Source organism: Myxococcus qinghaiensis (assembly GCF_024198215.1).
Lineage (GTDB): Bacteria > Myxococcota > Myxococcia > Myxococcales > Myxococcaceae > Myxococcus > Myxococcus qinghaiensis.
The window spans coordinates 150271-172970 of the sequence record NZ_JAKCFA010000023.1 but is presented as its reverse complement, the minus strand read 5'-3'; the positions used below and the strand labels follow the sequence as shown (position 1 = coordinate 172970).

The following is a 22700-nucleotide window of genomic DNA, read 5'->3' as shown; positions in this document are numbered from 1 at the left end:
GAGGGCTGCCGGGCGGGCACCCCCCATGCTGTCGGTGGTGGGCGGACCCCTTACCTTCCAGGGCATGGTCTCAGCAGTCACCGCCGGTGGACCCCTGCTCATCGTCGAGGACGACGTGGATATCCGCGAGGCGCTCCAGGCCTACCTGGAGCTGCAGGGCTACGAGGTCCGCGTGGCGGGCGACGGCCGGGAGGCGCTGGCGCACCTGGCGGGCCCGCAGCCGCCCTCCCTCATCCTGTTGGACATGGGGCTGCCGGTGCTGGACGGCCACCGGGTGCTGACGGCGCGGCGCACCGACCCGGCGCTCTCCAGGGTGCCGGTGGTCATCCTGTCGGCGGAGACGGCGGACATGAGCCCTCGCGACAGGGCGGTGTACGCGGCGAGCCAGGGCGTGGCGGCCTTCCTGCCCAAGCCGGTGGAGCCCAAGCGGCTCCTGGAGACGCTGCGGCGGCTGTTGCCAGGGCTGGCCGCTCCCCAGGCGGACGCGCTCCTTTGACGCAGGCAGCCCACACGGGGCTTTGCGAGGGCGGTCGGCCGTAACACAATGGCGCCTCTGGAGCGGTGGTTCCAGGGTCCATGAAGCCAACCCGAGCGAGCGGTATCTGGGCGCGCAGGGCCCTCATCCTCCTGCTCGTGGGCACGGTGGGCCTGCTCGTCACCTCGCACCTGGTGCGGGTGAGCTACGAGGAGCGCATCGTGTCGCTGGCCCAGGCGCCGTCCGCGCCGGTGGCGCTCGTCTTCGGCGCGGGGCTGGCACCGGGCGCGGTGCCCTCTCCGGTGCTCGCCCAGCGGTTGGACATGGCGATGGCGCTGTGGCGCGAGGGCAAGGTGCGCGCGGTGCTGGTGAGCGGGGACGAGGTGAAGCCCTTCCACCACGAGACGCGAGCCATGCGGCGCTATCTGCTGGAGCGCGGCGTGCCGGAGTCCGCGGTGCTGGGCGACGAGGCGGGGCTGTCCACCTACGACAGCTGCCTGCGGGCGCGCGGCGTATTCGGAGCGAGCCAGGCGCTGCTCGTCACCCAGCGCTTCCACCTGCCCCGGGCGTTGTTCATCGCCAACTCGGTGGGCATCGACGCGTGGGGTGTGGCGGCTGACGAGGGGCGCTCGACGCCCTGGCGCTACACCGTGCGCGAGACGCTGTCGCGCGTGCTGGCGCTGGGCATGGTGGTGCTGAAGGTGGAGCCCGTCTACCCCACGGGCCGCGCGGCGTTCCCGAAGGGCTGAGCCGTCGAGCCCGGCAGGCGGGCGGGCGGCACGAATTGCGGCCGTGCTCGCGGGTTCTCATTGTTGAAACACGGCGGCCGGCCCACCCCGCTTGAGCGAGGAGACACCATGCGATTCAAGAAGCTCGGTTCGGAGGACGTGGGCGAGTCCACCTCATTGCGCCATGTGAATCAGGACACCGGTGAGGAGGAGATCAACATCTCCGACCAGGACATGGCGGCGACTCCGCCGCTGGAGGAGGAGCCGGACTTCCGAGACATCCTGCCGGACCAGATTCATGAGTTCCGCCGGGGTGACGAGGAAGAGGACGAAGTGGAGCTGACGGCCCAGCCCGAGGAGCGCTTGCGCCCCGCGCGCAGGGATCAGCTTCCGGAGAGCTGACTCACGGAGCCACCGATGGGATGGCGAGGCCGGGCTGAAGAGGCCCGAGCCCGCTGCCCCCACCGCCCTCACCCGCGCTGGTGTTCCCACTCTCCGTTGGAGTGATTGGCAAGCCAGCCTTCGAGCGCGTGCAGAGCATCCCTCGTCATTGCTTCCTCCCAGAAGTTCCCTTGAGGGTGAGGAACGGCGAGGAGTCGCCAAGCTGACGTCGAGACGGTCTTCTCGTATTGCCTACCTCAGGGAGCCGCCTCGCCCCGAGCCCACGAGCGACCCCTTGCTGAATCGAGGGGCCGCGCGTGGATACGAGGAGTGACTACCTCCGCGTCTTGGCCTTCTTGGTAGGGGCCTTCTTCGCAGTGCTCTTGGTCACTGCCTTCTTCGCGGCGACCTTCTTGGCACCCGCCTTCTTCGCGGCACCCTTGGCCACTGCCTTCTTCGAGGCAGGCTTCTTCACGGCGGACTTGGCCGGTGCCCTCTTCGCGGCAGGCTTCTTCGCCGGTGCCTTCTTCGCGGCAGGCTTCTTCGCCGGTGCCTTCTTCGCGGCAGGCTTCTTCGCCGGTGCCTTCGCCGGTACCTTCTTCTCGGCGGCCACCTTCGCAGGCGCCTTCTTCGCTGCGGGCTCCTTGCCGGCGGCCTTGTTCACAGCGCTCGTCACAGGCGCCAGCGCCAGTGGAGTAGCCACCTCCTTCGCCTTGGCCTTCTTCGCAACAGGCTCGGCCTGAGGAGCACTCGCCGGCTTCACCCCGGCGGGCGTCACGGCCTCCTTCGCCTTGGCCTTCTTCGCGACAGGCTCGGCCGGAGGAGGACTCGCAGGCTTCACCTCGACGGGCAGCACGGCCTCCTTCGCCTTGGCCTTCTTCGCGACAGGCTCGGCGAGGGACTTCGTCTCCGGCGCCTGGGCAGCGGACGGCTTCTTCTTGGGCGCCTTCTTCTCGGGCCCCAGCTCCTTGCGCAGCGCCTCCTGCATCGTCGGCCGCACGAAGAGCTCCACTTGCGTCACCGCCGCCTTCAACGGAGCCTTCTTCCCACCACCGACCTTCGCGCCACTCTTTCCGAACCCGACACTTTCGTCGCCCTTCCGTCCGCGCGACATGTCGTCGTCGTACTCATAGGCCAGCTCGCGCTGAGCGCCCGGGTCCTCTTCCTCTTCGGCCTCGACGAGCACCTCCTCCTCGACGCCCTCCTCCTTCACCTCTTCTTCGTCGTCCGCCGCGACGCCAGAGAGCGCGCCCTGGAGCACCGCGTTCAGCGCCCGCGCGAAGGTGCGCTCACCGAAGCTCTCGACCTCCGCCGGAGGCACGAGCACGTCGAGCATCTCCTTCAACGTGCGGTACAGCCGCATCTCGCGCTTCTCGCCCTCCCAGGTGCCGAAAATCCATTCCTCGTCACCCAGCGCCTGGACCCAGCCTGGCAGCGGCCCGCCCCCATCCCCCTGCTCCACCATCGCCGACTTGCGCGCGGAGAACAGGTGCCGGTGAGTCCCCTTCATCCCGATGCGCCACACGCCCGCCGCCGGGAGCCCCTCCAGCTTCAGCCGCGTCTTCTCCAGCACGCTCACGGAGCCCTCGGGCCCATGCAGCGGGAAGAGGCTCACGTCTCCGTGAAACTCACCCCCGTTGAAGGACAGGTACAGGTGGCCGAGGTCCTCTGGGAATGGAACGCCACACTCCGTCTCCGCCCACCGGACCTCATCCGCGGACACACCCGATGACGCTGCCTTCGCTGACTTCCGCAGTGCCTGCAACCACTCGTGCATGACCCCTCCACGACACAACCATTGCCACAACCTTACGGCGGCTGTGCCCTCCCGCGCAGTGCGCCTGTTCGGCTTTTCATTCGCCCCCGCGCGGGATGATCCAGCCCCCAGAGGTAGGGCCCCGCCGACCCCTCCTGGCCACCTACCCTGACAACGCCCGGCCTGGGCTCCATCCATCCCCTCCCTCGGGAGGAGGACCCGCCACCGAGCCACCGGGCCCCAGCCTCCGACCCCGTCCCAGACCCCAGGTGGCCCATCGCTCTTCCGCTGATCCACGACGCGCCCGTGGCCGACCCGCCTGTCCCAAACCCCTGTGTCCTGGCGTCGACACGAGCCACGTCGAGCCCCACGCGAAGCAGGGCGGACCCGGCGGGATGACGACCGGCGCACCCCCTCCCCCGAAGGACGTCACCCTGGTCGAGCCCGGCTTGAAGCCGGCACAGCGACCCGTTAGGCAAGGGGCATGGCACATCCCGTGAGCTATGAGGGGACGGCGGAGAACTTCGACCAGCTCGTCATGGAGCCGAAGGGCGAGCTGGTGGTGGTGGACTTCTGGGGTGACGGCTGCCCGAACTGCGACATCTACGCGGCGGCCGAACCCATGCTCCTCTCGGAACTGGACGGAGCGCCGATGCGAGTCGTGAAGGTGAACGCCTACCAGCACGAGTCGCTGGCCCACCGCTTCGGCCTCTACGGCATCCCCACGTTCCTGCTCTTCCGCGATGGGAAGCTCATCGGGAAGATGAGCCAGTACTACGGCAAGGAGTACTGGCTCGGCGTCGTCCGCGAACACCTGCCGACGGCGTAACGCCTCACGGCGCCGTGCTCAGCCTGTCTGGGTGAGCCGCGCGCCTTCTGGCGGACTCGCGGCGGCCACCATGGCATCGGCGGCCCGGCGCGTGTTCACCTCGATGGCGACCTGACACAGCACCTGCTGCGCCTGGAGCTGGAGGACAAAGGCCCGCGACCTCGCCGAGCGGACCCCCAGCACCATTCCGATGCAGCCGACGACCACGGCCCCTATCGGCCCGCTTTTCATCGCCGAGTCGAGCACCGCGCCAGCGATGCCTCCTCCGACAAGCCCCATGAAGCCCCACACGAAGACGATGCCCCGCGCCTGGTCATAGAGTTCCTGTGCATGCGTGCGAATGACTTCCGCGTCGTATCTGACAGTCATTGATTCCCCACTGGTCGAGTCCTGCGGATGCAGGCCCCCCGGGAAGCTTCCACAAGCGCGCGCGTGAGGGACCGACCCCGGGGAGGTATGGACAAGAGCGCGTCCGCCCCGCAGGGCTACGAGGTTTCGGTGAGAGTCCTCGTGCCCCCACGCGCACTCAGAGAGCCTGGGTTCACCGAAGCACCCTCCCCCTCGTCGACGCCCGTCCCTGAGCAGAGTTCCCGCCCACGTCCCGCCGGAGGGTCCTGGAGCCTCTGGTGGGGCCGTGTGGCATGAGGGAATCCCAGCTCACGTCCCGAACTCCATGGGCAGACCCGCCGGACAACTCATTGACTTCGGCAACCACTTACACGCCATCATATTGCATTTCCGGTCCTTCCATGACTTACTGTCTTTGCGTCTGCTGGGCCCATCAGAAACCCAGACGCCAAAGAAAGCGGAGCCACTCATGTTCATGACAGGACTGCGTCGTTGTGCGCTGTTGGCTGGAATCGTGGCATTGACCGCGTGCGGAGGTCCGCTCCCGGAGGAGCAGGCCCTCGCCGAGGCCGCGCCTGGCGAGGAGGTCAGCATGGAGGCTGTGACGGAGGACGGTGAGGTCGCGGCTCTGGCCTGCTCGCTGACCGTTAAGGAGGCATGTTCGCCCAACCTGCGGACCTGCGGCGTCCGCTGCTGCAATGGAGAGCTCATTCAGATTCCGAACACGGCGTGTGGTGACTGCGAGCCCAATGCGTATAGCGTCTGCTACTGGAAGGGCGGTCCGTGGCACATCCGCTGGACGAACTGACGCACTGGCGAATCGCACGAACCCCGTCCATTCGTGCTGCGGACATCACACCGCGAAGTCATTGACTACATCAACCACTATCATCGCCCCATTCATCGCACGCCAACGGGCGGTCGCGAACCGCCGTCCCTTGTCCTGAACGGGACGACTTCGGCTGACTGAAGCTGTATGACTTTAAAACCCAGGGCGAGAGGGCCCCGCCGCTGCTTTGCCTTGGCGGCGGGACTTCTCTCGTCTGGAGAGTCGCGGCCGATTTCCCTATCCTCGGGGCTCATTCAACGAGGAGCACGCTGTTGGCCCGTATCGCATTCGTCGTGGTGGAGCCGTTCGCCGACTGGGAGCCCGCGCTGCTGGCGGCGGTGGCTCGCGAGGACTTTGGCGACCAGGTGTCGTGGTGGTCTCCAGGGGGCCGCCCGGTTCCTTCGATTGGCGGGATGACCATCCAGGTCAACGGCGCGCTCGAGGACTTCGCCACCGACCAGGCCGAGGCGCTCGTGCTGATTGGCTCCTCGCTCTGGATGACGCCCGCGAGCCCCGACCTCACGCCCCTGCTGCGGCGCGCGGCGGACGCGGGCCTCGTCGTCGCCGGCATCTGCGGCGCGACGCTCGCGCTGGCCCGGGCTGGCCTGCTCGATGATTGCGCGCACACCAGCAACGCCCTCGACTTCCTCCAGCAGCATGTCCCCGCCTACCGTGGCGCCGCGCACTATCGACCCGGAGCGCGCGCGGTGCGTGGTGGACGGATTGTCACCGCGTCCGGCTCGGCGCCCGCGAGCTTCGCCTCGGAGGTGCTCGGCGCCCTGCATCCCGAGGCCACGAAGTCCCTGGCCGAGTTCGTCACGGAGTTCGGGCGCGAGCACCAGCCCGCCTGAGCCCTCGCGCGGACAGTGTCCCCAGGCGGCTTCCGAGCCCATGTGCTTCAATGGTGGGAGCACCGCTCCTCCCACCGCGCACGAGGAAGACGATGAACCTCATCGAGCCCGTCCTCCTCGCTGGCGCCACCCTCGGCGGCATCGCTGGCGCCGTGTGGGGCATCACCTCGGAGCCCATCTGGGGGCTCGACGGCTTCGTTGGAGGCGCCGTGCGTGGGCTCGGTGGCTTCGTCGGCGGCTTCATTGGCGGGGGCGTCTCGTTCGCCGCGGTGTTCTTCGCCCTGGGTTTCGTGCTCTTCCGCCTGGACAAGGCACGCGAGAAGCGCCAGCGCCACGCCGGGGGACCTGACCAGCCGCCCTCGCCCTGAAGTCGGGCCTCGGAGTGGACGTCGCCTGGCCGAGGCCCTCGCGGAGCTGGAGCGACTGCGCGGCGAGCGGGGCTGAAGCGCCTTGCCTCAGGTCTGGTAGCCGCGCGCCTGCAAGCGGAACAGGTGCGCGTAGCGCCCGTCCTTCGCCATCAGCGCGTCGTGGCTGCCCAGTTCGTCCACGCCGCCGTTGTGCAGCACCGCAATCTGGTCCGCCATCCGCACCGTGGAGAAGCGGTGCGAAATCACAATCGCCATCCGGTCCGCCGCCAGCGCCTGGAAGCGCTCGAACAACGCGTGCTCCGCCTCCGCGTCGATGCTCGCCGTGGGCTCGTCCAGAATCAGCACCTCCGCGTCGTCACGCATGAACGCTCTCGCCACCGCCAGCTTCTGCCACTGCCCCGCCGACAGCTCCTGCCCCTTCTCGAACCACCCGCCCAGCATCGTGTCGTACTGGCTGGGCAGCGTCTCAATCACCCCGCTCGCCCCACCCTGCTCCGCCGCCTTCACGATGCGGCCCCGGTCCTCCAGCGCCGGCACGTGCCCCAACCCGATGTTCTCCGCCACGTTGAACTGGTAGCGCACGAAGTCCTGGAACACCGCCCCGAAGCGGCTGCGCAAATCCCCCACCTCCATGTCCCGGATGTCCACGCCCCCGTAGAGGATGGCCCCCTCCGTCGGCTCGTACAGCCGCAACAGCAGCTTCAACAACGTGCTCTTCCCCGCCCCGTTCTCCCCCACCAGCGCCAGCTTCTGTCCCGGCCGCAGCGTCAACGACACGTGCCTGAGCGCCCACGCCTCCTTCCCCGGATAGCGGAAGGACACGTCGCGCAGCTCGATGTGATTGGTGGGCCCGCGCGGCGGTGACTTCGCCGGCGTCACCCGGGCCGTCTCGGCGCCCGTCGGAATCTCCAGGTACGTGAAGAGATTGCTCATGAAGAGCGCGTCCTCGTACATGGAGCCCACGCTCGTCAGGATGCCCTGGAACGCCGCCTGCCCCTGCCGGAACACCCCCAGGTACAGCACCATGTCGCCCACGCTGATGGCCCCGTCCGCCGCCTTCCCCGCGACGAACAGATAGCAGCCATAGAAGGCCGCCAGCGACAGCAGACCCAACCCCAACCCCCACGCCATCCGCTTGAAGGCCAGCGCCCGGTCCTCCGCGAAGAACTTCCGGAACAGCTCCCGGTAGCGCCCCAGCACCAACTCCCCCAACCCGAAGAGCTTCACCTCCTTCACGTGGCTGTCGCGCGTGAGGATCCACTCCAGGTAGTTCAGCTTGCGCCCCTCCGGCGCACGCCACGAGTAGAGCCTGAAGCCCGCCATCGCCAGCCGCGCCTCCGCGATGAACGCCGGAATCGACGCCGCCACCAGCACGACGACGCTCCACGGAGACAGCGCAATCAACAGCGCCGCGAAGGTGGACAACGTAATCGCGTTGCGGACGATGGAGAACGCCTGCATCACCAGCGACAGCGGCCGGCTGCTCGCCTCGCGCCGCGCGTTCTGCATCTTGTCGTAGGTGTCCGAGTCCTCGAAGTGCCGCAGCTCCAGCGCCAGCGCCTTCTGGAGAATCTGCTCGTTGAGCAGGTTGCCCAGGTTGGCGCGCAACAGCTCCCGCGTCAGCGTGAGGCCCCGCTCCACCACGCCCGCGCCGAGCATCAACCCGAACTCCAACCCCACCAGGCCGTAGACGCGCGAGTGCGCCTCCGCCGAGCCCTGCGCGGACGCCACCACCGCGTCCACAATCAGCTTGCCCACCCAGGCGATGGCCGCCGGCATCACCGCCGCCACCAGCGTCAGGGCGCCCAGCAACACCGCCCCCCGAGGGCTCGCCCGCCAGAAGAGGTGGAAGGTGCCAGGGAGCTGCCGGAACAGGCTTCCGGCGCCCTTCAGGCGTTCCTTGAGAGAGGGCTTCGCGGGGGGCGTGGAATCAAGAGGACGAGGAGACACAGGGCGCGTTCATAACGCGCCCGGCGTCCGCGCGCTTGGCCCCTCACGACACCGCGTGTCCTTCGTGCCGGGACACCAGCACGTCGCACGAGGACCTCGCCAGCACCCGCTCCGCCAGCGAGACGCCGCACCCTTCTCCTGAGCCCGGGCCCGAGCCCGCCAGCGCCAGCAGGTCCGTGCCCAGCTCCGCCGCGTGCGCGAGGATGCTCTCCCCCGGCTCTCCTCCCCGCAGCCGGGCTTCCAGCTCGCGCCCCGTCTCCCGGTAGGGAGCCAGGAAGCGGGCGAGCGCCACCCTCGCGGCGTCCTCCCGCTCCCGCTGAAGGACGAGGAAGCGCTCCGGGGACGCCCCCCGCTCGCGCAGCGCCGCTTCGTCCGCGCGGGTGTCCACCACGTGCAGCACCTCCACGGGCGTCAGGGGGCACAACCGCAACGTCAGCTCCAGCGCCCTCCGGGACTCGCGCGAGAAGTCCACCGCCACCAGCGGGTTCGCATACGGCCGCGCCGGATGCGGCAACACCGTCAGCACCGACGTGTCCAGCCGCCTCACCATGCGCCGCACCGTCGAGCGCTCCCCCAGCTCCCGCCCCGGCGTCGTCACGTGCACGCCGCCCAGCACCACCAGCTCCGCGCCCCGCTCGCGCGCCACCGCCACCGCCGCATCCACCGCGTCTCCCCGCCGCAGCTCCTCGTGCACCGTCACGTCCGGCCGCTGCCGCAGCCGACGACCCACCGCGCTCACCGCCTTGCGCAGACAGCGCTCTCCCGCCACGACGCCTCCCGCGGGGGTGCCCTCCAACAGGGGCCCCGCGTGCAGCAACGTGAAGGAAGCGCCCTGCCCCAGCGGCAACCGCAGCGCACGCGCCAGCGCCAGCTCGGAGCGCAATGAAAAGTCCGTCGCCACCACCAGGCGTGTCATGCCCCGGGGTCCTCGGAAGGGCCCCTGGGACGACGCCAAGGGAATGGCCATCCGGGTCAGCTCGTGCTGCCTCATCGCGAGACCCTCCTTTCGTCTGTCCTCACTTCTTTAGTGTCGGCGCCGTGGGGCGGTGACACGCCATCCCATGCACCCGACACGACCTGGGCGAGCCGTTGCTCGTCGGTCCGCCGCTGCTGACTCGCGGCGACATCCCAGTCCTCGAACCGAAGATTCAGGCCGACGCGCTCAAATGCCACCCAGGCTCCGGGGACGCCGTATGCCCGAGCAGTCGATGAAGCCCTCCTGTCCTCGCGCGTCCTCCGCGCCCTCCGGCCTGGACGTCGTGCGCCTGGCGCATGCCCCGGCGTCTCAGGCGCTGACAGTCGCGCCTGCTCGACTCAGACCTGGGTGAGGGTGGAGCACGACACCGCGCTCAACGAGGGCGCGACGTCATGAAGGGTGGCGAGGGTGCGAGCTCCCGCTGCGCGCGGGAAGGAGCGGTGCGTCGCACGGTGGACGGCCTCCCTGAAAAAACTCCAGGCAGCGGGTGTCCGTATCTCCCGTGAGCCGCGAGGGGCCCGCGCCTCGATCTGAGGATTGGCCCGCTTGGCACGTCCGCAGAGCAACAGAGCGACGCCTGCGGGCCGCGCGAACGACGGCCAGGGGTTTGCAGAAGGGGTGCGGCGGCAGCGCGGTGAGGTGGCGGGACGGACGGGATGCAGCAGAAGGGGGAGGGCCAATGCGAGGGGTCATCACCAGCAGAGAGGTGGTCACCAATCTGGGTCTCATCTACCGAGAGTTCGGCGCGGGCTGTGTGCTGCGCTGCTTGTGGGTGATGCTCAGTGGGAAGACCACGACGTTTCTTGAAGTGGCGTGTCCGCCCGCGGTGAAGCGTTAGGGCGGCGACGACGGCGACGGGCCGCGAGGGCATGCCCCGCGACCCGACCGTCAGCTTCATCTTCGTGACAGCGGACTAGGGCTCATCGCGGCGAGGCTTGTTGTCGTCCACCGCGTCCCGGACCGCACGCTTGGCGTCCTCGACCTTCTCCTTGGCGTGGCCCTTCGCCGTGTCGACCTTGCCTTCGGCCTCCAGCGAGCGGTCGCCCGTCGCGGCGCCCACGGTCTCCTTGATCTTGCCCTTGGCCTTGTCGATCAACTCACCCATGACGCGTCTCCTTTGGCTGTGAGCTCCTGAGAGCCGTTGTGGTGTGAGTGTGAACACCCCGGCGTAGGCGTGCAGGCGGAGGGAAGACGCTCGCCTGCCCTGGAAGCGGCGGAAGGCGTGTAGGTGCCGGTGTCAGGCCTTCCTCTCTCATCGGGTGGTAATCCCATAATTTTCCTGGAATTGCCTGACATGCAGATAGACTGCGGGTAGGGTTCCAACGTGGTCCTGACGGCCAGGCAGACACGCTACCTGGTTGGAATCCTCCTCTCAGGCTGAAACGGGACGTTGACGCAGAGCGCGCCGGCCCGCACGCTCAGGTCACTGCCACCCCGGAGTCACTGCTTCCCGATGTCTACTCCTCCGCTTCCGACCCCTGGCGCGCTGTTCTGGCGGATGTACATGTTGCGGTCCCTCATCACGACGGTGGCCTTCTGTCCGGCCCTGTACGTGGACATGCAATTGCTCTCACTGGAGGGACCGCGCGCGACGCGCATCCTGCTGGGAGTCATCACCCCGCTGGTGCTGGGGTTGTGCGCGGTGGCGCAGCCGATGCTCGTGCTGCCGTGGCTGTTGAAGCGCGCCATGGCCTCGCAGGGAAAGCAGCGCGTGGAGCGGTTGATCCGCATCCCCTCCACGCTGGCGTTCGGCGAGTCGATGGTGTCGTGGTTCATCGGCGGGGTGCTCTTCAACGGCGGCGTGGCGCTCCTGTTGGACCGGCCCCTGTCGGTGGTGCCGGTGGGCGTGGCGGTGTCGATGAGCGCGGGCCTGTTCAGCAGCCCGCTGTTGTACATGCTCTATGAGCAGGTGCTGATGCCCACCGTGCTGGACGCGTACCAGAAGGCGCCCAGCAGCCGGCCCGCGGGCGACGGCTTCGCGCCCCGACAGCTGTGGCTCCTGCCCGCCACCGTCGTGTCCGCGCTGCTCGTCACGTGTCTGACGAGCATCGTCACGCTGCACCTGCGCATCGAGCGGGAGCTGGGCGAGCTGGCGACGGACATCGCGTCGCGAGGCCAGGCCGCGTCGGCGGACCGCGTGCGCGCCACGGTGGCGCCGCTGCAAAGGGATTTGGTGCTGCCCGTCGTCATGTTCGGTGGCTACGCGGCGCTGGGCTCCATCCTCACGGCGGCGTGGGCCGCGCGAAGGCTGGCCAAGGGCTCGCGGGCGGTGGGGGCGTCGCTGGAGGCGCTGGTGGAAGGCCGCGCCGCGCCGCCGCGCTGGGTGTCCACGGACGAGCTGGGAGACCTGGCCGCGACGACGTGGCAGCTCTACCAGCGTCTCCAGGAGCTGCCGCGCTCGCTGCGCTCCTCGGCGGGTGACCTGGCCCAGGCCGGCACGCGGCTGTCGGAGGCGAGCAGCCAGCAGAACCAGACGCTGTCGCGCCAGGCCGCGGCGCTGCATCAGGCGCGCGCCACCGCGCAGGAAATCCAGCAGGCGTCACACGTGGCGGCCTCGCGAGCCACCAGCATCCTCCAGGTCGCCGAGCGCGCCGCGGCCGTGGGCCGGCTGGGCGAGGAGTCCCTGCTCGGCACGGAGAAGGGGCTCGCCTCCATCCGCGACATCGCGGACGGGCTGCACGAGCAGATGATGGACCTGGAGCAGCGCGCCCGCGAGGTGGGCCGCGTGTCGGAGGTGGTGAAGGCGCTGGCGGACCAGTCGCACATGCTGGCCATCAACGCGGCCATCGAAGCGACGCGCGCGGGCGAGCACGGCAAGGGCTTTGGCGTGGTGGCGCGGCAGATGCGCGAGCTGGCGGACCAGTCCGTCCAGGCCACCAACCAGGTGCGCGGCCTGCTGGAGACGATGGCCTCCGCCGCCACCGAGGCCACGGAGATGACGAACAAGGGCGCCGCGGGCGTGGAGACGGCGCTGACGCCGCTGCGCAACAGCGGAGAGCGGCTGCGCGAGTTGGCCACGCTGTCGCGAGAGTCCGCGTCCGCCGTGCGTCAAATCGCCGAGGCCGTGGCCCAGCAGCACCAGGGCGTGGACCAGCTCTTCGCCGCCGTGCGCGAGCTGGACGAGCTGACGACGGACACCCTGCGCCACCTGGACACCACGCAGCAGGCCGCCGTCGCCGTCACCCACGCCACGGGCCAGGTGTCCCAGCTCGCGCAGCGCTACGTCTGAGCCAGCGACGCTTCCTCGGGTGACACGGGAGGCTCCGGCACGAGCCTCCCCTCCGACGACAGCACCGGCGCGCACAGCAGCACCACCAGGCGCCCCGCGAGCACGCCCAGGCGTGACAGCCGCTCGCGAGGCTCCGCGCCGCCCTCCTCGAAGCTCGCCGCGTCCAGGTAGGTCAGCTGGACCTCCGCGCGCCCCTGGAGCACTCCCACGCGCGCGTCGAGCGTGGCCAGGCGCGTGAGCAATTCCTCCAGGAAGGTCGTGGCCCGCGTCAGCATCGCCGCGCGGTCATCCAGGCCTCGCACGCGCGCCTCCACCGTGTCCGGCGCGGGCGAGGTGGCCCAGGGTGCCGCGGCGTCGAACAGCGACGTCCCATCCAGCACCACCGGCACCGCGTCCTCCTGAAGCCAGCCCCGCTCCAGCCACTCCAGCACCGGCACCAGCTCCGAAGGCGCCGTCGCCCCCGCGCCGAAGAGCGGCCACGCGCGCCGCGTCCCTCGGGACACGGGCTCGGGAGGCAGCGCCTCCAGCGCGGCCAGGGCCTCCGGCGGGAGGACGTCCTCGCGCCGCGCGTGCTCCCACCGCTCCAGCCGCGCCAGCAGGCCGCGCAGCGGCTCCACGACGTGCGCCTTCGCCCTGGCCTGCCGCTCGCCGAGCGAGGCCATGGTGTCCCGCACCCCCAGCCGGGCGGACTTGAGCGCCCCCAGCGCCGCCGCGTGCCGCTGCTTCGCCGCGCGGACCTCCGGTGGGTCAGGAGGTCCCATCAGGCCCTCATCGAAGGCCCGCTTCACGCCGAGCCCCAGCGCCGTCAGCACCAGGCCACCCACCGCGAACGGGATGAAGAAGGGCATGCTCTCGCGACCTCCAGGGACAGGGTGACAGCTTCGCATCCGTCACGCCGCCACGCGAGCCGGGCCCGGCGACCGCACGGAGGGGAGGGAGGCTCAGCCAGCGCGCGCCCGGGGCGCCTGCACCGACGGGCCCGAGGCGCTTCGTGTCGCGTCGTCGAGCGGCGGTACATACGGCCAGCCCGGCAGCGGCCCCTGGCCCGCCTCGCGGTTGAGATAGTCCGCGGCGATGTTGGCGCTCTCCATGATGGTGAGCAGCCCGCTGCCTGGATGCGTGCCTCCGCCCACCCAGAACAGGCCCTCCACGTCCGGACTCTTCACGCGGGGCCGCAGCGGCCCCAATTGCAGCCACGTGTGAGAGAGATTGAAGACGGCGCCACGGAACACGTTGAAGTCGTCCCGCCACGTCTCCGCGGTGAAGTAGCGCTCTTCGCGGATGTGCTCCCGCACGCCCTTCAGGCCCACCTTCGCGAGCATGTCGGGGATGCGCTCGCGCAGCGTGGCCTGCGTCTTGGCCCAGTCCACCGGGCGCGCGGTGTTGGGCGTGGGCACGAGCACGTAGAGCGTGGAGTGTCCCTGCGGCGCGCCGGACGGGTCCGTCACGCACGGGTTGCACACGTAGAAGGGCGGGTCGTCCACGTCGACGCTCCGGTCCTCCAGCGCGTCGCGGTCCGTGCGCCGCGCGGCCTCCGAGAGATAGATGAGGTGGTGCGGCAGGTCTTCGTAGCGCGTGTCCAGCCCGTAGTACGCCATGAAGGTGCTGCACGAGTACTTCGCCTTCTCCAGCGCCGCGTCCGTCAGCCGCGAGCCCTCGCGCGCCTCGGCGGGCACAAGCCGCGTCGCCGCGTACGGCAGGTCCGCGTTCATCACCACCGCGTCCGCGTCCAGCACCTCGCCGCCCTGAAGCTTCACGCCCACCACGCGCCCCGCCTCCACGCGCACGCGCTCCACCGGCGCGCCCATGCGGAACGTGGCGCCCAAATCCTGCGCGCAGCGCATCATCCCTCGCGCCAGCTCGCGGAAGCCGCCGTCCACGTGCCACACGCCGAAGGCCAGCTCCAGGAAGGGAATCACGCTGAACACCGACGAGCACGTCGTCGGGTGCAGGCCCAGGTACTTCGACGGGTACGCCAGCGCGTACGTCAGCCGGTCGTCATGGAAGAAGGAGTCCAGGTGCCGGTACAGCGTCTGCCACGGCTTGAAGCGCAGCGTGGGCGCCAGGCGCCAGGGCGCGTAGTAGCCCAGGCTGCCCGCGTGCGTGCAGATGAACTTCTCGTACGCGACGCCGTACTTCTCCCGGCCGTCCGCGAGCCACCGGCGCATCGCCTCCACCTGGGTGGGGCCGAAGCGGGCGAGCTCCGCCTCCATGCGCTCCGGGTGACGGCTGGTGTCCAGGTGGGTGCCGTCCCAGAAGTGCACCCGCGTGTTGACGTCCAGCGGGACCAGCTTCACGTAGTCCGCCAGTCGCCGGCCCGCCCGCTCGAAGATGCGCTCCAGCACCCCGGGGAGCTGGAGGATGGAAGGACCGGTATCGAGCGAATACTCGCCCTGGGGTCCGAGCTTCAGCCCCTTCATCCGACCTCCCGGCACCGGGTCCTTCTCCACCACCGTGACTCGAAAGCCCTGCCCGGCCAGGTTGATGGCGGCGGACAGTCCGCCCGGTCCGGCTCCCACGACGATGACGTGACGCACCATGGCTCCTAGAATGCCCTGAGCGAGCACCCGTTGCAGCGTTCCAGGTGCGGACGGGCGGGCGGGCATTGTGTTTCGCCCCCGGGCGTTTCTCCTGGAAGACACGTGGGAGTGGGGACGGCTTGAAGGGGGCCGCCGCGCACTCGAAGCTCGCCTCGTCGTCCTCCCGGCCCCTTCCCGGCCACCTCCTTGCGGTCCTGCTTCGGCGCCGCCGTGTCGACCTCTCTTCTCGCCCACCTGCGCCGGAACGCGGCCGCGTACTGCGCCCTGCTCTTGGGGCTGCTCGTCACCGCGGGGGCCACGTCCTACGTCCAGCGCGGCGTGGACCTGCGGCGCGAGCAGCTCTTCGAGGACGCCGTCGCCGACGGCACCGTGGCCCTCCAGCTGCGCATGGACATGTACCAGGCCATGCTGCTGGGCACGCGCGGCGTCTTCAGCGGCAGCCAGGAGGTGGAGCGCCGGGAGTTCCGCGCGTACACCGAGAGCCTGGAGGTGAGCCAGCGCTTCCCTGGCATCCAGTGCATCGGCTTCGCCGAGTGGCTTCGGGGGGATGCGCTCGCGGAACACGAGGCGCGGATGCGCGCCGAGGGCCTCCCCGAGTACCGCGTCCGGCCCCGGCTCGAGCGGCCGTACCATGCCGTCATCGCGATGGTGGAGCCCTTCGACGCGCGCAACGCCCGCGCGCTCGGCTATGACATGCTGTCGGAGTCCGTGCGGCACGCGGCCATCCAGCGCGCGCTGGAGACAGGGCTGCCCGCGGCGACCGGCAAGGTGCGGCTGGTGTCGGAGCTGGAGGGGGACCGGGACGTCCAGGCGGGCTTCGTGCTCTACGTGCCGCTCTTCGAGAAGCCGGAGCCCACCACGTCCGAGGAACGCCATGCGCGAATCCAGGGCTTCGTGTTCGGCGCCTTCCGGATGAGGGACCTGGTGGAGGGCATGCGCTTCCCCGGCTTCCGGTCCACCATCGACCTGGCCATCTACGATGGGGCGGAGGCCCACGAGCATGACCTGCTCTTCGCCTCGCACACCGAGCATCCCTCGCTTCAGGAGCGCGTGCTGCGCTCACAGCTCACGCTGTCGGTGGCGGGAGCGCCGTGGACGCTGGTGTTCACCACCCGGCCCGCCTTCTTCGAGGGGACGCGCTCCAGCCACCCGACCACCGTGGCGCTCGGCGGGCTGCTGATGTCGCTGCTGGTGTTCCTCGTCACGCGCTCCCAGGTCAACGCGAGGGCCTCCGCGGAGCGCGCCAGCGCCGAGCAGCAGCGGCTGGCGAGCGAGGCCCAGGCGGCGGTGCGCATCCGCGACGAGTTCCTCAGCGTCGCCGCGCACGAGCTGCGCACGCCGCTCACGTCCCTGAAGCTCCAGCTCCAGCTCCTCTTCCGCCAGATTCACCAGAAGGAGCCGCTGGACCTGAGCCGCCTGGAGCGCGGCGTGGAGACCTGCGAGCGCCAGATGACCCGGCTCACCAAGCTGGTGGACAACCTGCTGGACGTCTCACGCCTGTCGAGCGGGAGGATGGAGCTGCAGCTGGAGTCGCTGGAGCTGGGAGAGCTGGTGCGCGAGCTGGCGCGCCGCTTCGAGATGGAGGCGCAGACGGTGAACGTGCGCCTGGAGGTCGACGCGCCCGCGCCCATGACGGGCCGGTGGGACCGGCTGCGGCTGGAGCAGGTCATCACCAACCTGTTGTCCAACGCGCTCAAGTATGGACATGGCGCGCCGGTGGACGTGCACGTGCGCGGCGACGAGCACGAGGCCCGCCTGGAGGTGCGAGACAGGGGCATCGGCATCGCCGCCGAGGATGCGGAGCGTGTCTTCGACCGCTTCGAGCGCGCGGTGTCCAGCCGTCACTACGGCGGCCTGGGCCTGGGCCTGTTCATCACCCGCCAGCTCGTGGAGGCCCATGGCGGCCACATCTTCCTGGAGAGCCACCCCGGCGAGGGCACCACCTTCGTCGTCGTGCTGCCCCGCGCGGGGCCTGACGCCGGGGCCGCGAAGCCACCCCGGCCGCCGGACCCTCCCGGACCGCCGCTGCACTGAGGCAGCGCCTGCCAATGACAGCCACTGCCCCGTGGCGCGCGAGCGGGGTGTTACTCGTACGTCGGCAGACAACGGCTGGCGGCCGCCGTGTACGGCTGCCAGACACATCGCTGGACCTCCCTACAGGCCTCCTGCGTCTTGAACTGCGCGCAGAAACACTCCCAGGCATTGGCGCTGGAGCAGAGCTCCTGCTCCGTCTGGGAGACGGCCTCCTGCTCGGTTCCAGCGGACTCGACACCACCACCACATGCGGACAGTCCCAGGAACGAAACCAGCACGACCAAGCGACGCATGATGTGAACTCCGGCGTGATGAGGGCGACACCACCCTCGGTGAGCTGGACCTTGCCTCAGGCTTTCGAGAGGTGTCCAGGGTGCCTGGTGAGAGGCACCGCCTCCAGGACACGATTCGACGCCAACTGGCGCATGCGAGGCGGCGCGCGGGGCGCTACCAGGCGTAGTCCTCGGGCGCGGGACGGTGACCCGGGAAGATTTCATTCAGCGTGGCCAGCGTCTTCTCGTCGAGCTTCACGTCGAGCGCACGGAGCGCCGCGTCAAGCTGGCCCGCGGTGCGCGGTCCGATGATGGGCGCGGTGACGGCGGGCTGGTGGAGCAGCCACGCCAGCGAGACGTCACCCGGCTCGTGGCCCAGCTCGGCGGCGAGACTCTCGTAGCGCTCGATTTTCTCGCGATTCTTCTGGAGGGCTTCCTGCGCGCGGCCCTCCAGCCGGCGCTTGCCCTCGCGCTCCTTCTTCAGCACGCCGCCGAGCAGGCCGCCCTGGAGGGGAGACCACGGAAGGATTCCCACGCCGTAGTGCTGAGCGGCGGGCAGCACCTCCAGCTCCACGGTGCGCGCCATCAGGTTGTAGAGGGACTGCTCGCTGACCAGGCCCATGAAGTCGCGGCGCGCGGCGGCGGCCTGCGCCTGGGCGATGTGCCAGCCGGCGAAGTTGCTGCTGCCCACATAGAGCACCTTGCCCTGGGCGACGGCGACCTCCATGGCCTGCCAGATTTCCTCCCACGGGGTGGCGCGGTCCACGTGGTGGAACTGGTACAGGTCGATGTAGTCGGTGCGCAGCCGCTTCAAGCTGGCGTCCAGCGCGCGGCGGATGTTGAGCGCGGACAGCTTGCCCTCGTTGGGCCATTCGCCCATGGGGCCGTAGAGCTTGGTGGCGATGACGGTGCGCTCGCGCCGGCGGCCTCCCTGGGCGAACCAGTTGCCGATGATCTGCTCGGTGCGGCCCTTGTTCTCGCCCCAGCCGTAGACGTTGGCCGTGTCGAAGAAGTTGATTCCCCGCTCCAGCGCGGAGTCCATGATGGCGTGAGCGTCGGGCTCCTCGGTGGTCCAGCCGAAGTTCATCGTGCCGAGGCACAGCCGGCTGACGGAAAGCCCCGAGCGCCCCAGGTTCGTGTACTTCATGTCGACTCCCTCGCGGCCGGCTGGAAGGACGCTGCGCGTTGGGGAACGGCCCGGCCCGCCGCCGTTCGAGCGCGCCACAGTGACGGCTCGCGCCGCGCGAGTCGAGCCCCAACGCGGGCCGCATCCGGTCCGCGACGGAAGCGCCGTCGTGTCACGAACTCAGCGCCACCGACGTCATCCGCGACACGATGCGCAGACAGGCCCGGAGGGCGGGGCCCGGGGGCGTGGGGGCCCTGGCAATCACCAGGTCCACGTGCCGGGGAGTGCCCGCGATGGCGCGATAGACAGCGCCCCCGCGCGAGAAGGTGCGGACCGACTCCGGGAGGATGGCGCACCCGAGCCCGGCCGCCACCAGGCTCACCAGGGTGAACCACTCCACCGCCTCCGTGACGAACGTGGGCGAGAAGCCCGCCTCCAGGCACATGCCCACCATCGCGTCATGCAGCGACGGCGCCGTGTCCCGAGCGAAGCCGATGAAGGGCTCGTCCGCGAGCTGCTCCAGCGGCACCCGCGTGCGTCGCGCCAGCCGGTGACGCGACGGCAACACGAGCACCAACGGCTCCCGGCGCAGCGTGTCGATGCGAACCCCTGGCGCGATGATGGGCCCTCGCACGAAGGCCACGTCGAGCTGTCCCAGCCGCACCTCCTCCAGGAGCGTCTTGCTGTCCGCCTCGCGCAGCATGAGGTGCACCTCCGGGTGCTCGGCTCGCAGGCCGCGCAGGACGTCAGGCACCAGGGCGAACGCGGCGGGGTTGACGAAGCCGACCCGCAACAACGACTGCTGCTCCCTGGCCGCGCGCTGGGCGGCCTCCGCCGCGTGGGACAGGTGGACGAGCGCTCGCCTTCCCGCTTCCAGGAGCGCCCGTCCCGCCGGGGTCAGCTCGACGCGCCGCCTGTCTCTCTTCAGGAGCTGACAGCCCAGCTCCTCCTCCAACTTGCGAATCTGCTGGCTCAGCGCGGGCTGCGCCAGACGCAGCTGCTCCGCGGCCTTGCGGAAGTGCAGCGTCTCCGCGACCGCGATGAAACACGTGAGGCGGCGGGCATCGAGCGTGGGTGAGATCACTTCGCTATCACAGGCCTGGATTTTGGTATTGGACGCGCGGCGGGTGGCTGACTTCTAACGGAGCCCATGTCCTCGAGCATCATGGGCTTCCTGGCCTCGCTGTCACTCGCCATCTCGGCCTCCGCCACGGAATCACCGCCCACCGCCGTGCCGCGCTTCGAGCTTGCCCCCTGTCCCGCCACCGTGGAGGCCGGGGAGCGCATCGAGTGTGGGTTCCTGGTCGTTCCGGAGAACCGACAGAAGACGGACAGCCGCTCCATCCAACTGCCGGTGATGCGCCTGCGCAGCCGCGCGGCGAAGCCGGCGAAGGACCCGCTGTTCTTCATGCCCGGCGGCCCCGGGGTCAGCGCCGTGGCGCGGCTGCGGTCCGGGAAGAAGAACCCCGTGCTCGACGAGCGAGACCTCATCGTCCTGGAGCCGCGCGGCGGGAAGATGGCCCGGCCCGCGCTGGAGTGTCCCGACATCAACGCCCTCAAGGGCGACATCGCGGCGGGCCGGCTGCGTGGCGCCAAGGCCCAGGAGGCGCTGACGAAGGCGGCGGGCCGCTGCCGCGCGACGCTGACGGCCGCCGGGGTGGATTTGGACGGATACACGACGGCGGCCACGGCGGATGACATCGAGGACCTGCGCAAGGCCCTGGGTTACGAGACGTGGAACCTCCAGGGGCTCTCCTACAGCACGCGGCTGATGCTCACCGTGCTGCGCAGGCATCCAGCGGGAGTGCGCTCGGTCATCCTGGATTCGGTGCTGCCGCCCGAGGTGAACTTCGACGAGGTCGCCGCGGTGAACCTGCTGCGCTCGCTCGACCTGGTGTTCGACGGGTGCGCCATCGACCGCGAGTGCTCGGCCGCGCATCCCGACCTGCGCCAGCGCTTCGCGCGGCTCATCGCCACCGCGGAGCGCAAGCCGCTGCCCCTGGTGTTGAAGGAGTCCGTGACGGAGGGTCGTCCGGTGGAGGTGCGCGGCGCGCAGGTCGTCGAGGCCCTCTACACGGCGCTGCACGACCCGGAGTCGATTCCCCTCCTCCCGCGCATCATCAGCCGGGCGGCGGCGGGCGACTACTCGGAGCTGACGTCCTGGGTGGAGCGCAGCCAGGGTGCGTCGACGATGAGTTGGGGCTTGCGGCTGTCGGTCTGGTGCTCGGAGGAGGTTCCGTTCGAGGACCCGAAGCACATCGCCGCGCAGCACTCGCCGGCCATGGGGCTGGGAGGGGTCGACGAAGGCACGGCCTCCGTGGAGACGTGCCGCGTGTGGAATGTGGCGCCGGTGCCCGCCGAGGAGAACACGCCGGTGAAGAGCGACGTGCCGACGCTCATCTTCGCGGGGGAGTTCGACCCGGACACGCCTCCGGACTGGGGGCGGCAGTTGCTGGAGTCCATGCCCCAGGCGCGCTACGTCGAGCTGCGCGGGTACAGCCACGGCGCGTCGTTCAACCGCTGCGGCGGAGAGGTCACCCTGGCCTTCCTCCGCGACCCCCAGGGGCCGTTGCCGCTGGACTGCGTCCTGAAGCTTCGCGGCGCGGACTTCGGCAGGAGCGCCACGGCCCCTTGAGGCGCCGCTTCGGCGCTCGCGCTCCGAATCAAGCCGCGTGAGGCGCGTGACGGTGCTGCGTGAAGCGGGCGACCAGCGAGGCCACGCCCCACCAGACAAGCCCCCAGACCAGGACGACCGCGACCCAGCCGAGCACCGACGGCCCCGCCCAGCCGCCCGATGGCGCCGTCGAAAGGACAGGGAGCCCCATGGCACTCAAGGGCATCAGCGGCAGGTAGACCGAACCGGCCAGCGCGGGAGCCAGCTCCTTCGGGAGGAACGCAATCGCCAGGAAGTGCAGCGCCATCATCACTGCCCAGGCCACCCATCGAATTCGCATCGCCGAGCAGCCTCCGGTGACCGACCCCATGAGTCAAGGGCGGTGCATTTCTTCCAAGCGCTCGCGGCCCGTTCCAGGTGGAATCCGCGTCCCATCCTGTTGGAGCCCACCCCCATGTCGTCGACCGCTTCCCCCCTCGCCGTGCCGGAACCCTGGGACCTTGTCGCGCCCGAGTACGTGCGCGAGCTGCTCCCCGTTTTCGAGACCTTCGCCAGGGACGCCCTCGCCCGCACGGCCACCGGCTCAGGCTCGCGCGTGGTGGACGTGGCGGCGGGCCCCGGAACTCTCTCCCTGCTCGCGGCGCGACAGGGCGCCCGCGTGACGGCGGTGGACTTCTCCTCCCGGATGCTCGCCACCCTCCGGGAGCGCGCGACGTCGGAAGGGCTCGACATCGAAGCGCTCACCGGGGACGGCATGGCCCTGCCGCTGCCGGACCAGAAGTTCGACGCCGCCTTCTCCCTCTTCGGCCTGATGTTCTTCCCGGACCGCCCGCGCGGCTTCCGCGAGCTGCACCGCGTCCTCGTCCCAGGCGGCCGCGCCGTCGTGTCGAGCTGGCTGCCCTTCGAGCACTCGCCCACGATGAACACCGTCTATCAATCCTTCGCGGAGCTGATGGGAGGCGGAAGCGGCGGCCCCCGCGACGGCATGATGCCCCTGTCCGACAAGGAGACCTGTCTGCGGGAGATGACCGCGTCTGGGTTCAAGGAGGTCGCCGTGCACGAGGTCACGGCCCGCGTGGAATACCCATCCACCACCGCCATGGTGGACTCCTTGATGCGCTCCAGCGCCCCCGTCGTCCTGGCCCGCAAGGCCTTGGGCGACAAGTGGCCTTCCCTCCAACAGGCCCTGGAGGAGAAGGTCTCCGTCCTCCTGGGCGCCGGTCCCCAGGTCGGCCTCTTCAATGCATACCTCACCACTGGCATCCGCCAACCGTCCGCGGCGTCCAAGACCAGACATCCCCAGAACAACAAACGTTGAGGGGACGACAGTCCGGCTGCTTTTCGCCGGCCCCGCAGCCCTGAACGCCTGATTGTGACCTTTCCTCTCCCCTCGT

Annotated in this window: 22 protein-coding genes; 11 read left to right on the top strand and 11 right to left on the bottom strand. The window is 69.9% G+C overall.

All coding sequences use genetic code 11. From position 1 onward, the window contains the following. Positions 1-25: 25 nt before the first annotated feature. From LZ199_RS35085 to LZ199_RS35075, 3 genes are all read left to right on the top strand, one after another. Positions 26-496: a response regulator gene (locus LZ199_RS35085; protein ID WP_253998131.1), complete on the top strand. Its 471-nt coding sequence runs from the start codon at positions 26-28 to the stop codon at positions 494-496. An 80-nt stretch (positions 497-576) separates the two neighbouring features. Beyond that, on the top strand, positions 577-1224 hold the full coding sequence (locus LZ199_RS35080) for a SanA/YdcF family protein (protein WP_253998130.1): 648 nt from the start codon (positions 577-579) through the stop codon (positions 1222-1224). A 108-nt stretch (positions 1225-1332) separates the two neighbouring features. Beyond that, complete coding sequence (locus tag LZ199_RS35075; protein ID WP_253998129.1) at positions 1333-1605, top strand: hypothetical protein; 273 nt, start codon at positions 1333-1335, stop codon at positions 1603-1605. 313 nt (positions 1606-1918) lie between these two features. On the opposite strand, the gene LZ199_RS35070 is transcribed toward LZ199_RS35075, so the two are convergent. Beyond that, a complete protein-coding gene (locus tag LZ199_RS35070) occupies positions 1919-3361 on the bottom strand; it encodes an SMI1/KNR4 family protein (protein WP_253998128.1) in 1443 nt (480 codons plus the stop codon). A 463-nt stretch (positions 3362-3824) separates the two neighbouring features. On the opposite strand from LZ199_RS35070, the gene LZ199_RS35065 reads away from it, so the two are divergent. Next, on the top strand, positions 3825-4169 hold the full coding sequence (locus tag LZ199_RS35065; protein ID WP_253998127.1) for a thioredoxin family protein: 345 nt from the start codon (positions 3825-3827) through the stop codon (positions 4167-4169). Between the two features lie 18 nt (positions 4170-4187). Here the strand turns inward: LZ199_RS35065 and LZ199_RS35060 are convergent, their stop codons facing one another. Further along, entirely contained in the window at positions 4188-4538 is a 351-nt protein-coding gene (locus LZ199_RS35060) for a hypothetical protein (protein ID WP_253998126.1), read from the bottom strand. 1080 nt (positions 4539-5618) lie between these two features. On the opposite strand from LZ199_RS35060, the gene LZ199_RS35055 reads away from it, so the two are divergent. Then, on the top strand, positions 5619-6197 hold the full coding sequence (locus LZ199_RS35055; RefSeq protein ID WP_253998125.1) for a DJ-1/PfpI family protein: 579 nt from the start codon (positions 5619-5621) through the stop codon (positions 6195-6197). 92 nt (positions 6198-6289) lie between these two features. Continuing rightward, positions 6290-6565 carry a hypothetical protein gene (locus tag LZ199_RS35050; protein ID WP_253998124.1) on the top strand — a complete coding sequence of 92 codons (276 nt, stop codon included), beginning with the start codon at positions 6290-6292 and terminating at the stop codon, positions 6563-6565. 87 nt (positions 6566-6652) lie between these two features. On the opposite strand, the gene LZ199_RS35045 is transcribed toward LZ199_RS35050, so the two are convergent. Then, positions 6653-8515 carry an ABC transporter ATP-binding protein gene (locus LZ199_RS35045; protein ID WP_253998123.1) on the bottom strand — a complete coding sequence of 621 codons (1863 nt, stop codon included), beginning with the start codon at positions 8513-8515 and terminating at the stop codon, positions 6653-6655. A gap of 43 nt (positions 8516-8558) precedes the next feature. Then, positions 8559-9506, bottom strand: coding sequence for a universal stress protein (locus tag LZ199_RS35040; RefSeq protein ID WP_253998122.1), 948 nt, complete (start codon positions 9504-9506; stop codon positions 8559-8561). A 664-nt stretch (positions 9507-10170) separates the two neighbouring features. On the opposite strand from LZ199_RS35040, the gene LZ199_RS35035 reads away from it, so the two are divergent. Further along, positions 10171-10329 carry a hypothetical protein gene (locus LZ199_RS35035; RefSeq protein WP_253998121.1) on the top strand — a complete coding sequence of 53 codons (159 nt, stop codon included), beginning with the start codon at positions 10171-10173 and terminating at the stop codon, positions 10327-10329. Between the two features lie 75 nt (positions 10330-10404). Here LZ199_RS35035 and LZ199_RS35030 read toward each other — a convergent pair whose 3' ends face one another. Beyond that, positions 10405-10596, bottom strand: a complete 192-nt coding sequence (locus LZ199_RS35030) for a CsbD family protein (protein ID WP_253998120.1) — start codon at positions 10594-10596, stop codon at positions 10405-10407. Between the two features lie 348 nt (positions 10597-10944). Here LZ199_RS35030 and LZ199_RS35025 point away from each other — a divergent pair, with 348 nt between their 5' ends. After that, positions 10945-12720, top strand: a complete 1776-nt coding sequence (locus LZ199_RS35025) for a methyl-accepting chemotaxis protein (protein ID WP_323390104.1) — start codon at positions 10945-10947, stop codon at positions 12718-12720. Here the strand turns inward: LZ199_RS35025 and LZ199_RS35020 are convergent. Both LZ199_RS35020 and LZ199_RS35015 read right to left on the bottom strand, forming a co-directional pair. Then, on the bottom strand, positions 12711-13568 hold the full coding sequence (locus LZ199_RS35020) for a hypothetical protein (protein ID WP_253998118.1): 858 nt from the start codon (positions 13566-13568) through the stop codon (positions 12711-12713). The two genes, LZ199_RS35025 and LZ199_RS35020, sit on opposite strands and share 10 nt — an antisense overlap. Positions 13569-13661: 93 nt before the next feature. Next, entirely contained in the window at positions 13662-15260 is a 1599-nt protein-coding gene (locus LZ199_RS35015) for a phytoene desaturase family protein (protein ID WP_253998117.1), read from the bottom strand. 210 nt (positions 15261-15470) lie between these two features. On the opposite strand from LZ199_RS35015, the gene LZ199_RS35010 reads away from it, so the two are divergent. Continuing rightward, complete coding sequence (locus LZ199_RS35010; protein ID WP_253998116.1) at positions 15471-17294, top strand: CHASE domain-containing protein; 1824 nt, start codon at positions 15471-15473, stop codon at positions 17292-17294. A gap of 50 nt (positions 17295-17344) precedes the next feature. Here LZ199_RS35010 and LZ199_RS35005 read toward each other — a convergent pair whose 3' ends face one another. The 3 genes from LZ199_RS35005 to LZ199_RS34995 form a co-directional block, all read right to left on the bottom strand. After that, positions 17345-17587, bottom strand: coding sequence for a hypothetical protein (locus LZ199_RS35005; protein WP_253998115.1), 243 nt, complete (start codon positions 17585-17587; stop codon positions 17345-17347). A gap of 154 nt (positions 17588-17741) precedes the next feature. Continuing rightward, positions 17742-18713 carry an aldo/keto reductase gene (locus tag LZ199_RS35000; RefSeq protein ID WP_253998114.1) on the bottom strand — a complete coding sequence of 324 codons (972 nt, stop codon included), beginning with the start codon at positions 18711-18713 and terminating at the stop codon, positions 17742-17744. Between the two features lie 151 nt (positions 18714-18864). Further along, positions 18865-19776: a LysR family transcriptional regulator gene (locus tag LZ199_RS34995; RefSeq protein ID WP_253998113.1), complete on the bottom strand. Its 912-nt coding sequence runs from the start codon at positions 19774-19776 to the stop codon at positions 18865-18867. Positions 19777-19842: 66 nt separating this feature from the next. On the opposite strand from LZ199_RS34995, the gene LZ199_RS34990 reads away from it, so the two are divergent. Further along, entirely contained in the window at positions 19843-21327 is a 1485-nt protein-coding gene (locus tag LZ199_RS34990) for an alpha/beta fold hydrolase (protein WP_253998112.1), read from the top strand. A 28-nt stretch (positions 21328-21355) separates the two neighbouring features. On the opposite strand, the gene LZ199_RS34985 is transcribed toward LZ199_RS34990, so the two are convergent. Further along, positions 21356-21646 (bottom strand): hypothetical protein, encoded by a 291-nt coding sequence (locus LZ199_RS34985; RefSeq protein ID WP_253998111.1) that lies wholly within the window; start codon positions 21644-21646, stop codon positions 21356-21358. 114 nt (positions 21647-21760) lie between these two features. On the opposite strand from LZ199_RS34985, the gene LZ199_RS34980 reads away from it, so the two are divergent. Further along, positions 21761-22624, top strand: coding sequence for a class I SAM-dependent methyltransferase (locus LZ199_RS34980; RefSeq protein WP_253998110.1), 864 nt, complete (start codon positions 21761-21763; stop codon positions 22622-22624). The last annotated feature ends 76 nt before the right edge of the window (positions 22625-22700 follow it).

Bases quoted from the DNA above. Each gene is read 5' to 3' on its own strand.
- LZ199_RS35035 (WP_253998121.1), top strand. From the start codon at position 10,171: ATGCGAGGGGTCATCACCAGCAGAGAGGTGGTCACCAATCTGGGTCTC.
- LZ199_RS34985 (WP_253998111.1), bottom strand. From the start codon at position 21,646: ATGCGAATTCGATGGGTGGCCTGGGCAGTGATGATGGCGCTGCACTTC.
- LZ199_RS35060 (WP_253998126.1), bottom strand. From the start codon at position 4,538: ATGACTGTCAGATACGACGCGGAAGTCATTCGCACGCATGCACAGGAA.
- LZ199_RS34990 (WP_253998112.1), top strand. From the start codon at position 19,843: ATGTCCTCGAGCATCATGGGCTTCCTGGCCTCGCTGTCACTCGCCATC.
- LZ199_RS35000 (WP_253998114.1), bottom strand. From the start codon at position 18,713: ATGAAGTACACGAACCTGGGGCGCTCGGGGCTTTCCGTCAGCCGGCTG.
- LZ199_RS35065 (WP_253998127.1), top strand. From the start codon at position 3,825: ATGGCACATCCCGTGAGCTATGAGGGGACGGCGGAGAACTTCGACCAG.
- LZ199_RS35025 (WP_323390104.1), top strand. From the start codon at position 10,945: ATGTCTACTCCTCCGCTTCCGACCCCTGGCGCGCTGTTCTGGCGGATG.
- LZ199_RS35075 (WP_253998129.1), top strand. From the start codon at position 1,333: ATGCGATTCAAGAAGCTCGGTTCGGAGGACGTGGGCGAGTCCACCTCA.
- LZ199_RS34980 (WP_253998110.1), top strand. From the start codon at position 21,761: ATGTCGTCGACCGCTTCCCCCCTCGCCGTGCCGGAACCCTGGGACCTT.
- LZ199_RS35020 (WP_253998118.1), bottom strand. From the start codon at position 13,568: ATGCCCTTCTTCATCCCGTTCGCGGTGGGTGGCCTGGTGCTGACGGCG.
- LZ199_RS35015 (WP_253998117.1), bottom strand. From the start codon at position 15,260: ATGGTGCGTCACGTCATCGTCGTGGGAGCCGGACCGGGCGGACTGTCC.
- LZ199_RS35030 (WP_253998120.1), bottom strand. From the start codon at position 10,596: ATGGGTGAGTTGATCGACAAGGCCAAGGGCAAGATCAAGGAGACCGTG.
- LZ199_RS35080 (WP_253998130.1), top strand. From the start codon at position 577: ATGAAGCCAACCCGAGCGAGCGGTATCTGGGCGCGCAGGGCCCTCATC.
- LZ199_RS35085 (WP_253998131.1), top strand. From the start codon at position 26: ATGCTGTCGGTGGTGGGCGGACCCCTTACCTTCCAGGGCATGGTCTCA.
- LZ199_RS35070 (WP_253998128.1), bottom strand. From the start codon at position 3,361: ATGCACGAGTGGTTGCAGGCACTGCGGAAGTCAGCGAAGGCAGCGTCA.
- LZ199_RS35005 (WP_253998115.1), bottom strand. From the start codon at position 17,587: ATGCGTCGCTTGGTCGTGCTGGTTTCGTTCCTGGGACTGTCCGCATGT.
- LZ199_RS35040 (WP_253998122.1), bottom strand. From the start codon at position 9,506: ATGAGGCAGCACGAGCTGACCCGGATGGCCATTCCCTTGGCGTCGTCC.
- LZ199_RS35050 (WP_253998124.1), top strand. From the start codon at position 6,290: ATGAACCTCATCGAGCCCGTCCTCCTCGCTGGCGCCACCCTCGGCGGC.